General features: G+C 74.8%; 11 protein-coding genes. 6 read left to right on the plus strand and 5 right to left on the minus strand.

All coding sequences use genetic code 11. The features are described 5' to 3' along the window. Positions 1–25: 25 nt before the first annotated feature. The 4 genes from FB558_RS12360 to moeA all read right to left on the minus strand — a co-directional run bounded on the left by FB558_RS12360 (position 26) and on the right by moeA (position 6604). Positions 26–2269 carry an AAA family ATPase gene (locus FB558_RS12360; protein WP_142051950.1) on the minus strand — a complete coding sequence of 748 codons (2244 nt, stop codon included), beginning with the start codon at positions 2267–2269 and terminating at the stop codon, positions 26–28. An 892-nt stretch (positions 2270–3161) separates the two neighbouring features. Continuing rightward, entirely contained in the window at positions 3162–4172 is a 1011-nt protein-coding gene (gene pssA, locus FB558_RS12365) for a CDP-diacylglycerol--serine O-phosphatidyltransferase (protein WP_142051953.1), read from the minus strand. Next, positions 4172–4966, minus strand: coding sequence for a phosphatidylserine decarboxylase (locus tag FB558_RS12370; RefSeq protein WP_142051956.1), 795 nt, complete (start codon positions 4964–4966; stop codon positions 4172–4174). Before FB558_RS12370 ends, pssA begins: the two co-directional genes overlap by 1 nt. Before the next feature lie 414 nt (positions 4967–5380). Next, positions 5381–6604: a molybdopterin molybdotransferase MoeA gene (moeA, locus tag FB558_RS12375; protein ID WP_281288592.1), complete on the minus strand. Its 1224-nt coding sequence runs from the start codon at positions 6602–6604 to the stop codon at positions 5381–5383. Positions 6605–6742: 138 nt separating this feature from the next. Between moeA and FB558_RS12380 the strand changes: the two genes are divergently transcribed. From FB558_RS12380 to FB558_RS12395, 4 genes are all read left to right on the plus strand, one after another. After that, positions 6743–6946, plus strand: coding sequence for a cold-shock protein (locus FB558_RS12380; RefSeq protein ID WP_094921781.1), 204 nt, complete (start codon positions 6743–6745; stop codon positions 6944–6946). 256 nt (positions 6947–7202) lie between these two features. Then, a complete protein-coding gene (gene groL, locus FB558_RS12385) occupies positions 7203–8834 on the plus strand; it encodes a chaperonin GroEL (protein WP_142051962.1) in 1632 nt (543 codons plus the stop codon). Positions 8835–9101: 267 nt separating this feature from the next. Then, entirely contained in the window at positions 9102–9482 is a 381-nt protein-coding gene (locus tag FB558_RS12390; protein ID WP_142051965.1) for a YciI family protein, read from the plus strand. Then, entirely contained in the window at positions 9479–10732 is a 1254-nt protein-coding gene (locus FB558_RS12395; RefSeq protein WP_142051967.1) for an RNA polymerase sigma factor, read from the plus strand. The genes FB558_RS12390 and FB558_RS12395 overlap by 4 nt, the downstream gene beginning before the upstream one ends. On the opposite strand, the gene FB558_RS12400 is transcribed toward FB558_RS12395, so the two are convergent. Next, positions 10696–11682 (minus strand): helix-turn-helix transcriptional regulator, encoded by a 987-nt coding sequence (locus FB558_RS12400; RefSeq protein ID WP_142051968.1) that lies wholly within the window; start codon positions 11680–11682, stop codon positions 10696–10698. The genes FB558_RS12395 and FB558_RS12400 overlap by 37 nt on opposite strands. Positions 11683–11746: 64 nt before the next feature. Here FB558_RS12400 and FB558_RS12405 point away from each other — a divergent pair, with 64 nt between their 5' ends. Together FB558_RS12405 and FB558_RS12410 are read left to right on the plus strand one after the other, a co-directional pair. Beyond that, positions 11747–12346: a TIGR03086 family metal-binding protein gene (locus tag FB558_RS12405; RefSeq protein WP_142051970.1), complete on the plus strand. Its 600-nt coding sequence runs from the start codon at positions 11747–11749 to the stop codon at positions 12344–12346. A gap of 108 nt (positions 12347–12454) precedes the next feature. Next, a complete protein-coding gene (locus FB558_RS12410; protein WP_142051972.1) occupies positions 12455–13360 on the plus strand; it encodes a DUF6807 domain-containing protein in 906 nt (301 codons plus the stop codon). Positions 13361–13549 lie beyond the last annotated feature (189 nt).

A 13549-nucleotide genomic window follows, 5' to 3' on the forward strand; every position in this document is an offset into this window, starting at 1 on the left:
GCCCGCCGGCCGCAGGCGACCGCGGTCAGGCCGGGCGGCGGTCGGCGTAGGCCTGCAGCTCGGCGAGCTGCACCGGGTCGAGCGACGCCGGCACGGCGGAGCGGGCCGCGGCGATGTGCGCGCCGGTCACCTCGCTGGCCTCCAGTGACTCGCGCATCGCGGTGAGCGCCGCCTCCCGCAGCACCGCGGTGCAGTCCGCCGCCGAGTAGCCCTCCAGCTCCGCGGCCAACGCGTCCAGGTCGACGTCCGCGGCGAGCGGCGTGTGGCGGCTCGCGGCCCGCAGGATCTCGGCGCGCGCGGCGGCGTCCGGCGGCGGGACGTAGACGAGGCGCTCCAGGCGGCCGGGGCGCAGCAGGGCCGAGTCGATCAGCTCGGGCCGGTTCGTGGCACCGACGACGATCACGTCCCGGCGGGGCTCGGCCCCGTCCAGCTCGGTGAGCAGCGCCGCCACCACCCGGTCGGCTACACCCGAGTCCGACGACTGGCCGCGCCGCGGCGCCAGCGCGTCGACCTCGTCGAGGAACACGAGCGCGGGGGCGGCGTCGGCGGCCTTGCGGAACAGCTCGCGCACCGCCCGCTCGGACTCGCCGACGTACTTGTCGAGCAGCTCGGCACCCTTCACCGAGAAGACGTTGAGCTGGCCCGTGCCGGCGAGCGCGCGGAGCAGGAACGTCTTGCCGCATCCCGGCGGGCCGTAGACGAGCACCCCGCGCGGGGCGGCGACGCCGAGCCGCGCGAACGAGTCGGGGTACTGCAGCGGCCACAGCACGGATTCCGTGAGCGCCTGCTTGACCTCGGCCATGTCGCCGACCTGGTCGAGGGTCACGCCGCCGGTCTGCAGCGTGTCGGAGGACGACATGGAGATCGGGCGCACCGAACCGACGGCGTCGAGGAGGTCCTGCTGGCCGATCTGCGGCTCGCCGTCGCCGCCGGAGCCGCGAGCGGGGTGGCGCAGGGCGGCCTGCACGGCGGCCTCCCGGCGGACGGCGACGAGGTCGGCCGCCACGAAACCCGGTGCGCGCTCGGCCACCGCCTTGAGATCGGCGCCGTCGGCCAGCGGCACCGTCGCCAGCAGCCGGCGCAGCAGCTCGGCACGGGTGCGCAGGTCGGGCAGGGCGAGCCCGAGCTCGCGGTCGACGAGGTCGGGAGCCCGCAGCCGCGGGTCGACCGACTCCGGCGCCGCCGTGGTCGCGACGAGCACGAGCCCCGGCGTCGCCACCGCGGCACGCAGCGCGTCCAGCACGACCGTGGCGAGCGGCGGCGGTGACGCGGCCGGGAGCAGGGCCTCGACGTCGGTGACGACCAGGACCGTGCGGGTACCGGCAGCGGCCGACGCCCGGGCCCCGCCGACCACCTCGCGCACCCGCTGCGACGCGGTGCCCGCCTCGAGCGCGGCCACGCTCGGTGCGGCGAGCTCCACCGTGGTGGCCCCGACCGCCGCGGCCGTGCTGCGGGCGAGCGTCAGCTTCCCCACGCCCTCCGGACCGACCACGAGCACGCCGAGCCGGGCGGTGCCGCCGAGGCGGGTGAGCAGCTCGGGCCGGTCGAGCGTGAGCTCCAGCCACTCCACGAGCCTGCGGGCGGCCTCGGTGTTGCCGACCAGGTCGTCCACGGGGAGGGTCGGCTCCGCGGGCGCGTCGGCCACCACCGGCGCCGAGCGCGCCATGCCGGGCGCCGGCACCGGGGCCTCGACCGGCGGGGCGCCCGTCGTCACGCCGCCCTCCCAGCCGACGACGGTGCTCGGGCGCACGGCCACCGCTCCGGCGGGCTCCACGGCGGCGACCGTGAGCAGCTCGGTGGTCCACGCGCTCCCCAGCGCGCCCGCGACCCGCTGCCGGGCCGCCGGGGCGTCCAGACCGGGCGCCGGCTCGACGTCCTGCGGGAGAAGCGACACCGCGTCCCCACCCGTGACGACCTTGCCCACCAGCGCGAGCCGCACCGTCTCCGGGGTGAGCGCCGCGCGCGCCAGCCGCGACCCGGTGAGCAGGACCCGCCGGGCCGGCTCCACCCGCGCCGGCGCCACCACGACCGCGGCGCCGTCGGTCAGGCCGGCGTTGGAGAGCGTGACGTCGTCCAGCGTGGCCTGCCCGGGCGGGCCGTCCGAGGGGGCGACGAGCCCGGTGGTCACCCGCGCCCCGGTGAGCGTCACCGCGTCCCAGGAACGCAGTCCGAGCGCGTCGATGACCTCGGGGTGCAGCCGGATGACGCCGCGCCGCGCATCCGCCGCCGACGCGGCGAGCCGGGCGACCAGGGTGATGGAGGGGGCCACACCCCAGACGCTATCGGTGCCGCCCACCACCCCCGACGAGCCGCCCGAACCACCAGCGCGAGTCCCCCGAACCAACAGCGCGAGTCCCCCGTTCCGACCGGGCGAGTCTCCCGAACCAGCAGCGCGAGTCTCCCGTCCCGACCGGGCGAGTCTCCCGAACCAGCAGCGCGAGTCACGCACACCGACAGGGCGGCACGGTCGCCGGCGATATGAGGGACGCTCGGAGGCGACGGGGGCTCCTCCGCCCGACCAGGAGATTCGCCCTGCTCTGAAGGAGGCTCGGTACGAACGCGGCACTCCCCCGTCCAGATCGGATCGCGCGGATCGAGTCGGGGACTCGGCCGGCCTGGACAGGCCGCTCACCGCCGTCCCGGTGGGAGCCTCGCGCCGTCCGGAGGGCAGGCTCGCCCAGCCCGGAGGGGAGACTCGCGCTGTCCGAACGCGAGACTCGCGCTGTCCGAACGCGAGACTCGCCCCGCCCGAACGGGAGACTCGCGCTGTCCGAACGCGAGACTCGCGCTGTCCGAACGCGAGACTCGCCCCGCCCGAACGGGAGACTCGCGCTGTCCGAACGCGAGACTCGCCCCGCCCGAACGGGAGACTCGCGCTGTCCGAACGCGAGACTCGCCCCGCCCGAACGGGAGACTCGCGCTGTCCGAACGCGAGACTCGCGCTGTCCGAACGGGAGACTCGCGCTGTCCGAACGCGAGACTCGCCCCGCCCGAACGGGAGACTCGCGCTGTCCGAACGCGAGACTCGCGCTGTCCGAACGGGAGACTCGCGCTGTCCGAACGCGAGACTCGCCCCGCCCGAACGGGAGACTCGCGCTGTCCGGACGGGAGACTCGCGCGCTGTCCGCGCCGGGGACTTGGGCGGGCGGGGGCTTGGGGTGTCAGCGGCGGCGGGCTCGGCGCAGGCCCAGGCGCAGGCGGTTGCGGGGGGACTGGCGCGGGGACTGGGCGGCCGGGCCCGGGGCGCGGCCGTTGCCGGGTCGCGTGGCCCGCTGCATCGCGCCGGCCGGATCGTCGCCGAACCGGCGGACGGCGCGGGCGACGGCGCTGGCCCGCCCGGCGACGCGGCGCCGCAGCGGCGAGCGGAGCCCGAGCCGGCGCGCCGAACGCGCCGCGCGCGCGATGGCCCGCCGTTCGCGGACCGGGACGCCCCACGCCTCCGGGTGCTGGGTGAGCCAGCGGTGCCGGTGGACGGTGTAGGGGATCAGGCAGAGGTAGACCAGCGACACGATGGCCAGGCCGAGGAACGGCACGGTGATCAGCACCGCGGCGACGAGCCCGACGAGGACGAGCAGCGGCGCGATGTAGTTCGCCGGCACGCGCACGCTCTTGAACGACACGGTGGGCAGCCTGCTCACCATCAGACCCGCGACGGCGAGCGCCCAGACGGCCACCAGCGGCGCCGAGGACCACCAGCCGGGCCCGAAGTGCAGCTCGACGTAGAGCGGGATGCCGGCCGACAGCGCCGCCGCGGGCGCGGGCACGCCGACGAAGAACTCCCGGGTGAACGGGAACTCGTCCTCCTCGTCGATGAGCGTGTTGAACCGCGCGAGCCGCAGCATCATGCAGACGGCGAACACGAGCGCGACGATCCAGCCGTACCGGTTGCCCTCGAGCGCCCAGATGTAGAGGACGAGCGCGGGCGCGACGCCGAAGGAGACGAGGTCGGCGAGCGAGTCGAGCTCGGCGCCGATCCGGGTGGTGGCGTCGAGCAGCCGGGCGAGCCTGCCGTCCAGCGCGTCGCACAGGGCCGCCGCCCCGACCGCCGCGACGCACAGCTCGAACCGGCCGCTCAGCGCGAAGTAGACCGCGGACAGGCCCGAGCACAGCGCGAGGACGGTGACGGCGTTCGGCAGCAGCCGGACGCCGGCGGGGTAGTCGGGGCCGGGCATCAGGCGGCCCCGGGCAGTTCCGCGAGGACCGTCTCGCCGCCGATCGTCCGCTGCCCGGGCGCCACGGTGACCCGCGACCCCGGCGGCAGGTAGACGTCGACCCGCGAGCCGAACCGGATCAACCCGTAGGTCTCCCCGGCGGCCACCTCGTCGCCGGGCCCCACGTCGCAGACGATGCGGCGGGCCAGCAGCCCGGCGATCTGGACGACGCCGATGCGGGCGCCGTCGGCGGTCTCGAGCAGCAGCGCGTTGCGTTCGTTGTCCTCGCTGGCCTTGTCGAGGTCGGCGGAGAGGAAGGTGCCGGGGCGGTAGGCGACGTCGAGCACCCGCCCGTCGACGGGGATGCGCTGCACGTGCACGTCGAGCACGGACAGGAACACGCTCACCCGCGGCACCGGGTGCCGCGGCAGGTCCAGCTCGGTCGGCGGCGGGACCTCGGACACGGTGGCGACGGTGCCGTCGGCCGCGGCGAGCACGACGCCGGTGAGCGGTGGACGCACGCGGCGCGGGTTGCGGAAGAAGAGGGCGGTGGCGGCGGTGGCGAGCGTCCCGGCGACGGCACCGCGGCCGGTGGCGACCCGGACGAGGGCGGCGGCGCAGGCGACCGCGGCCACCAGCGGACGGCCGCCGGGGTGCATCGGCGGGACCGCGGCCCGGACCAGTTCGGCGACGTGCGGCAGGGACAGCCCTGCGCCGGCTGGCCGCTGCGGGGTCGCGGCCGGCTCGCGAGCCGGTGGGGATGCCGCGCCGGGCAGGCCGGCCGGGGCGGCCACGGGGGGCGTCGGGTCGAGCATGGGCGCGGATCGGCTCCTCCGGCGTGGCGACCCGGTCGGGCCGCGGGGGCGGCGGCTACGGTACGCCAGGGAAGGCCGCCCTCGAGCGCAGCGGTCACCGTCTGCCACATCGCCGTCACGTCGGCGGGGACCGGCACCACGCAAAGGGCCGGGGCCGCCATCCCCCGAGACGACGACCCCGGCCGTGGAACCGCTCGTCCGCTCCCCAGCGACGGGCGGTAGGTCCAGTGCGTGTGGTCCGGTTACCCGGACCGTGGAGAAAGTATCCCCGAGCCCCCGTTCGATCGTCCAGGTCGTGCGGTCAGGAACCGCACGATGTGCACCGATCGGCCGAACACTCACCTGTAAGACGCTCCGAAAGCTCCGATCGTTGCCTGCTCCGTTTGTGATCCCTGCCACAATCTACTGGACCGATCAGCCTTCCAGCAACCACGTCTCGACGCTCGCGCCCTCGTCGAGCTCGGTGACGCCCTCGGGAACCACCACCAGGCACTCCGCACGCGCGAGCGACCCGAGCAGGTGCGATGCCGGTCCGCCGAGCTCCCGGACGGTGCCGCGCACGGCGTCGAGCACGCCGCGGCGGAACTGCCTGCGCCCCTGAGGCGATGTCCAGCGCTCACCCAGCGTGGTCGTCACGACCGGCCGCTCGGGGTGCGGGTGGCCGAGCGCGGCGCGCAGCGCGGGTCGCACGAAGACCTCGAACGAGACGTGCGAGCTCACCGGGTTGCCCGGCAGGGTCACGACGCCGACGCCCGCCGGATCGGTGAGCCGCCCGGCCCCCTGCGGCCCGCCGGGCTGCATCGCCACCTTCACGAACTCGACGCCGCGACCGGTGAAGGCGTCCTTGACGACCTCGTAGGCGCCCGCGCTCACACCACCGGAGGTGAGGAGGAGGTCGACGGGGCCGTCGGCGAGGCGCTCGCGCAGCCTGCCGAGGAACTGCTCGACGTCGTCGGGGACGAACCGCAGCAGCTCGGCGCGGCCACCCGCGTCCTCGACCGCGGCGGCGAGCATTGGCCCGTTCGACTCGTAGATCTGTCCCGGCTGGAGCGGGGTGCCCGGCGCGACCAGCTCCGATCCGGTGGAGAGCACGAGCACGCGGGGCCTGCGCCGCACGGGGACGGTGGCGCAGCCGACGGCGGCGGCGACGCCGATCTGCGGAGCGCCCAGCACGGTGCCGGCGGACAGGACGACATCACCCGCGCGGACGTCCTCCCCCGCGCGCCGCACGTGCGCGCCCGCGGCGGGTTCCGCCGACAGCCGCACCCGCTCGAGCCCTGCGTCGCTCTGCTCGACCGGCACGATCGCGTCCGCGCCCGGCGGCACGGCCGCGCCGGTCATGATCCGGTGCGCCGTGCCCGGCTCCAGCGCGGGGACGTCGGTGCGGCCGGCCGGGATGTCGGCCGCCACCGGCAGCTCGACGGGCGCGGACGCCGTGGCGCCTGCGAGGTCGGCGGCCCGCACCGCGTAGCCGTCCATCGCGGAGTTGTCGAACGAGGGCAGCGCGACGGCCGCGACGACGTCCGCGGCCAGCACGCGGCCGCGCGCCCGCCCGATCGCGACGTCCTCGGCCGGCATCGGGGGCAGCAGCGCGGCCACGACCGCGCGGTGCTCGTCGACCGTTCTCGGGGAGCTCACCACGAGCGCCCATCCTGCCCGACCACCCCGTCTCCGTCCCGGACGGCGGGCCCGATCTGGGGTAGCGTCGGCCGCGTCAGAACAGCACCACGCACGAGCAGCACAGCAAGAAGAACAGCGCAGCAACATGGAGGTGCCGTGGCCCAGGGCACGGTCAAGTGGTTCAACGCGGAGAAGGGCTTCGGCTTCATCGCCACCGACGGCGGGCCGGACGTCTTCGTCCATTACAGCGCGATCCAGTCGGAGGGCTTCCGCACCCTGGACGAGGGCGACCGCGTGGAGTTCGAGACCACGGCGGGACGGGACGGCCGCAGCCAGGCCGACGCCGTCCGCCGCATCTAGGACCCGCATCCACCGAACCCGAACCACGCGTCGCAACGGGGGGACCGGCCGCAGCCGGTCCCCCCGACCCGTTCCCGGACCCGCCCGTCGCCTTGCACTCGCATGCGACGAGTGCTAAAACCGGGGCTGGCACTCGGCACGGTAGAGTGCCAATCGTCGAGCGGGTGAGGCCGGCGCAGGGTTGCCGGTCGTCCGTCGCGGGCGCCGCGTTCGACGCGAGACTTTCGGGTCATCCCAATCGGAGGACTACACCCCCATGGCGAAGCAGATCGCGTTCGACGAGGAGGCGCGCCGCGGGCTCGAGCGTGGCATGAACACCCTCGCCGACGCCGTCAAGGTGACGCTCGGCCCGCGCGGCCGCAACGTGGTGCTGGAGAAGAAGTGGGGCGCGCCCACCATCACCAACGATGGTGTGTCGATCGCCAAGGAGATCGAGCTCGAGGACCCGTGGGAGAAGATCGGGGCCGAGCTGGTCAAGGAGGTCGCCAAGAAGACCGACGACATCGCCGGTGACGGCACCACCACCGCCACCGTGCTCGCGCAGGCACTCGTCCGCGAGGGGCTGCGCAACGTCGCCGCCGGCGCCAACCCGATGGCGCTCAAGCGCGGCATCGAGAAGGCCACCGAGGCCGTGTCCCAGCAGCTGCTGAAGACGGCCAAGGAGGTCGAGACCAAGGAGCAGATCGCGGCCACCGCCTCGATCTCCGCCGCTGACAAGTCCATCGGCGACCTGATCGCCGAGGCCATGGACAAGGTCGGCAAGGAAGGCGTCATCACCGTCGAGGAGTCGCAGACCTTCGGGCTCGAGCTCGAGCTCACCGAGGGCATGCGCTTCGACAAGGGCTACATCTCGCCCTACTTCGTCACCGACGCCGAGCGCATGGAGGCCGAGCTGGAGGACCCCTACGTGCTCCTGGTCTCCTCCAAGATCTCGACCGTGAAGGACCTGCTCCCGCTGCTGGAGAAGGTCATGCAGAGCGGCAAGCCGCTCGCGATCATCGCCGAGGACGTCGAGGGCGAGGCCCTGGCCACCCTGGTCGTCAACAAGATCCGCGGCACCTTCAAGTCCGTCGCCGTCAAGGCCCCGGGCTTCGGTGACCGCCGCGAGGCGATGCTCGCCGACATGGCCATCCTCACCGGTGGCGAGGTCATCTCCGAGAAGGTCGGCCTCAAGCTGGAGAACGCCGACCTGGCGCTGCTGGGCCGCGCCCGCAAGGTCGTCGTCACCAAGGACGAGACCACCATCGTCGACGGTGCGGGCGACGCCGACCAGATCGCAGGCCGGGTCAACCAGATCCGCGCCGAGATCGAGCGCACCGACTCCGACTACGACCGCGAGAAGCTCCAGGAGCGCCTGGCCAAGCTCGCGGGCGGCGTCGCGGTCATCAAGGCCGGAGCGGCCACCGAGGTGGAGCTCAAGGAGCGCAAGCACCGCATCGAGGACGCCGTTCGCAACGCGAAGGCGGCCGTCGAGGAGGGCATCGTCGCCGGCGGCGGCGTCGCCCTGATCCAGGCCGGTGCCGGCCTGTTCGAGGGCCTCGGCCTGGACGGTGACGAGGCCACCGGCGCGAACATCGTCAAGGTCGCGCTGGAGGCCCCGCTCAAGCAGATCGCGATCAACGCCGGCCTCGAGGGCGGCGTCGTCGCGGAGAAGGTCCGCGGGCTCGCCGCGGGCGAGGGCCTCGACGCCGCCACCGGCGAGTACAAGGACCTCGTCGCGGCCGGCATCATCGACCCCGCCAAGGTCACCCGCTCGGCCCTGCAGAACGCCGCCTCCATCGCGGCGCTGTTCCTCACCACCGAGGCTGTCATCGCCGACAAGCCGGAGAAGAACCCGGCTCCCGCCGGCGGCGACCCGTCGGGCGGCATGGGCGGCATGGACTTCTGAGTCCGACCCACCCAGCAGTACCCGCACGTCCCGCAGGGGCGGCACCCGGTTCCGGGTGCCGCCCCTGCGGCGTCTGGTCCCATCCTGCGCACCTTGGAGCCGTACTGCTGTTTCTCGGCGGCCCTGAACGACACTGAGGCTCCAAGGTGCGATCGTGTTGAGGGTGCGTCCCACATCACATCGCCACGATGTCGAGGAGAGGCCGCCTGCTCCGCACTGCTTCCCGGACGGCCCGGAGAGCGGGCGCCGCCGAGCCCAGGAGGACGTGTGAAGTACCTGCTGATCATCCAGATGAACCCGGCGACCTGGGAGTCGCTGTCCGAGGACGAGCGCACCGCGATCGCCGAGGGCCAGACCGGGTTCATGGACGCGATCACCGCGACCGGCGAGCTGGTCGGCACCCACGCACTCGCCGACCCCTCCCAGAGCGCGGTGGTCCGCGGCCGTCCCGGGGCGTTCACGGTGACCGACGGCCCGTTCGCCGAGGCCAAGGAGTACATGGGCGGCTTCTACCTGGTCGACTGCGAGGACGTGGAGCGCGCCCACGAGCTCGCGGCCATGATCCCGGGCACCGACCGGATCCCGGTCGAGGTCCGGCCGGTGATCTTCACCGCAGGCTACGGGCTCGCGGAGCCGGCCGGACCGTGAGCGACCGGCCGCGCGTCGAGGACCTGCTGCGCACCAGCGCTCCGCTGGTCCTCGGCGCGCTGGTGCGCCGCCACGGCCGGTTCGACCTGTGCGAGGACGCGGTCCAGGAGGCGCTGCTCGCCGCGGCCACCGGCTGGCCGCGGCACGGGATCCCCGACGAACCGGTCGCCTGGCTGGTGACCGTGGCCGGCAGGCGGCTCACCGACCACTGGCGCAGCGAACACGCGCGCCGCCGGCGGGAGGAGGCCGTGGCCGCCCAGGACCCGCCGGACCGGCGCCACGCCCCGGGGGCCGACGCCGACCTGCTGGCCGGTTGCCCCGGCACGGCCGACGACACGCTCGACCTGCTGCTGCTGTGCGCCCACCCCGCGCTGTCCGAGCCGAGCCGGATCGCGTTGACGCTGCGCGCGGTCGGCGGGCTGACGACCGCGGAGATCGCGCGCGCCTTCCTGGTACCCGAGGCCACGATGGCCCAGCGGATCAGCCGGGCCAAGGCGACGATCAGCGCCGCCGGCGGGTCGTTCCCGTTGCCGGACGGCGACCGCGACGAGCGCGTCGCCGCCGCCCTGCACGTCCTCTACGTGGTCTTCAACGAGGGGCACACGGCCAGCGCGGGGCGGCACCTGATCCGCGTCGACCTCACCGCGGAGGCGCTGCGCCTGGTCCGCCGGCTGCACCAGCTCCACCCCGGCGACGGGGAGATCGCCGGGCTGCTCGCCCTCATGCTGCTCACCGACGCCCGGCGGGAGGCGCGGCTCGGCGACGACGGGCGTCTCGTGCCGTTGGCCGAGCAGGACCGGCGCCGCTGGGACCAGCGCGCCATCGTCGAGGCGACGACGCTGCTCGCGCACACCCTGGCGACCGCGCCGCTCGGGCCCTACCAGCTCCAGGCCGCGATCGCCGCCGTGCACGCCGAGTCGGCGACCGACGCCGACACCGACTGGCAGCAGATCGTCGTCCTCTACACGTTGCTCGAACGCCGGACGGACAACCCGGTCGTCACCCTCAACAAGGCGGTGGCCGTGGGCATGGCCAGCGGGTCGCGCGCAGGCCTCGACGTCCTCGACTCCGTGGCCGACGACCCGCGGCTGCGCCGCAGCCACCGCCCGGACGCCGTTCGCGCCCACCTGCTCGAGCGGGTCGGCGACCACGCCGGCGCCCGCGAGCACTACCGGCGGGCCGCGCGCGCCGCGCTCAACCAGCCCGAGAAGCGCTACCTCGAGGAACGCGCCGCGGGCATCCGGCCGTAGCGCCTCGCTGTCGCCTCCGCGCGCTCGGCCAGCGCCGCACGCAGCTGCGGCGGGCCCAGCACCTCCGCATCCGGGCCCAGCGCCCACACCATGGCCACGGCGTGGTCGAGGCCGCCGAAGTCGAGCTCGAGCCGCAGCCAGCCGTCCCCGTCGGGGTGCTCGGCGTGCACCCGCCGGGCCCGGTCGACGAGCCGGGCGCGCCCCGCCTCCCGCACGCGGACCACCGCCGTCAGCTCGGTGAAGCCCGCCGCGAAGCGGGCTCGCCGTTCGTCCCACACCCGTTCCAGATCGACGCCGGTGGGCCGGTCCGCGGGCTCCGGCAGCTCCTCCACGTCCTGCATCCGCGAGACGCGGTAGGTGCGGTCGGCGCCGTCGCGGGTGGCCAGCAGGTACCACTGGCCCCCGGCGCTCACGAGCCCGATCGGGTCGACGGTGCGCCACTGCGGCTCCCCGTCCGCCGCCGCGTAGTGGATGCGCAGCTTCCGCCCCGCGAACACGGCGCGCCGCACGGCGCAGTACCGCGGATCCTCCGCGGGAGGCCCGGACCGGCGGGAGATCATGCCGTCCGGTCGCACCAGGATGCGGTCCGCGGCCTCCGTGGCGCTGTCGCGCTGCTGTTGCGGCAGTGCCGCCACGACCTTGCGCATCGCCGACGCGAGGGCCGGCGCCGTCCCCGGCGACGGCGGCGCCGCCCGCGACCCGGCGACGAGCAGGGCGAGCGCCTCGTCGGTCGTCAGGCCGGTGAGGTCCGTGCTGTACCCGGGCAGGAGCGCGAACCCGCCGCGCCGCCCGCGCTCGGCGTAGACGGGCACGCCCGCGGCCGAGAGCGCGTCCACGTCGCGCAGCACCGTGCGGGTGGACACCTCCAGCTCCCGCGCGAGCGCCGTGGCCGACATCCGGCCGCGGTGCTGCAGCAGGAGCACCAGCGAGAGGAGGCGGTCGGCGCGCACGTGACCGAGACTGCCACGGATACACGACACAAGGCGTCGTGTATGGGGCCGCAGACTCCTCGGCATGACGACCACGCAGACCACCGATCCCCGCCCGCTCTACGACGGCGCCCTGTCCTGGACGCTCGGCGTGGTGCGCGCCGTCCGGCCCGAGCAGCTGACGGCGTCGACCCCGTGCACCGAGCTCGACGTGCGCGCCCTGCTCGCCCACCTCGTCGCCACCGTGCACCGCGCCACCGCGCTCGGCAGGGGCGAGGACGCCGGAGCCGTGCCGTGGAGCGCGCCGCAGGCCCCCGGCGACGACTGGGCGGGTGCGTACGCCGCGGCGATCGACGCGATGTGGACGGTGTGGCGCGCCGAGCCCGAGGGGAGCGCCCTGCTCGACCGCACCGTCCGCGCGCCGTTCGGTACCCTCCCCGGCCGGGTCGCGGTGCTGGCCTACACCTCCGAGACGCTCGTCCACGGCTGGGACCTCGCCGTCGCCACCGGCCAGGATCCCGAGGCCGACCCGGTGGTGGCCACCGCCGCGCTCGCCGCGATGCAGCGCGCCCTGCCCGCCGAGCCGCGCGGCGGGCCCGTGCCGTTCGCGGCCCCGGTGCCGCCGCGCGAGGACGCGGGGCCCACGGAGCGCCTTGCGAACTGGTGCGGGCACGCCCGCCCCTGAGCTCACGGGCCACTTCGCGCATCCAGTGTCCACTTCGCACACCGCCCGCCCTGTGCGAAGTGGCCACTGGGTGTGCGAAGTGGTGCGGAAAGCGCATACCATCCGGTCATGCTTGCGCTCCGCGTCACCCATCAACATGGCTTCCGGGTGGGGGTCGCCGTGGGCGACGTCGAGATCGCCTCCTACGTCTACGGGGAGGACATCGCCGCCTTCGAGGCGCCGAAGCCCTACCTGCACCCGATGCGGACGTTGTCGGGCGCGCTCGTCTCCGCGTACCGGCCGCACGACCACCGCTGGCACAAGGGCCTGCAGATGACCTGGTCGCACGTGTCGGGGCAGAACTTCTGGGGCGGCAACACCTACGTCCGCGGGCAGGGCTACACGCCCAAGGACAACGTCGGCGCGATGCGGCACGACGCGTTCGAGATGGTCGAGCCGACCGGCGACGAGCTCACGCTCACCGAGCGGCTGACGTGGGTGACCTCCACCGGGCAGGAGTGGGTGTCCGAGCGGCGTTCCCTGCGCTTCCACGGCGTCGACCCGGCCCGCGGCGTCTGGGTGCTCGACTTCGCCACCGAGCTCACCAACATCCGCGGTGAGGCGCTCGCGCTGGGCAGCCCCACCACGCACGGCCGGGAGAACGCCGGGTACACCGGTCTCTTCTGGCGCGGGCCCCGCGGCTTCACCGGCGGGGAGATCCTCACCGCCGACGGGGGCGGCGGGCCGGAGACGATGGGCACCACGGCGTCGCCGTGGCTCGCCTACACCGGGAAGAACGACGAGGTGGACGGCGGCGCCACGGTGCTCGTGCTCGCCGGGACCACGAGCCGCGGCGAGATCACCTGGTTCGTGCGCAACGACCCGTTCCCGGCGATCAACCCTTCGCCCGCCTTCGCCGAGGAGATCACGCTCGGCGACGGCGAGGCGCTCGACCTCGCGCACCGGATCGTGATCGCGGACCGGATCCGGACGCGCGCGGAGATCGAGGCCTGCGCCGCGGAGCACGCCTTCTGAGCGACCGTCCGGCACACCGCCGGGGCCCCGAACGCCTCGACGGCCCGAGCGACGATGGGACGTGGTGCCGGTGGTCCTCGCCGGAGGTTCGCCCAGGTCTCCCCGGCCCAGCTCCACGCCGGGCGCACCGGCGGACACCGCGAGCACGCCCGGCGAGAAGCCGGCTCCTCCCCGGAACCCCGGCGAACC

The organism is Pseudonocardia kunmingensis (assembly GCF_006716445.1).
GTDB classification, from domain to species: Bacteria; Actinomycetota; Actinomycetes; order Mycobacteriales; family Pseudonocardiaceae; genus Pseudonocardia; species Pseudonocardia kunmingensis.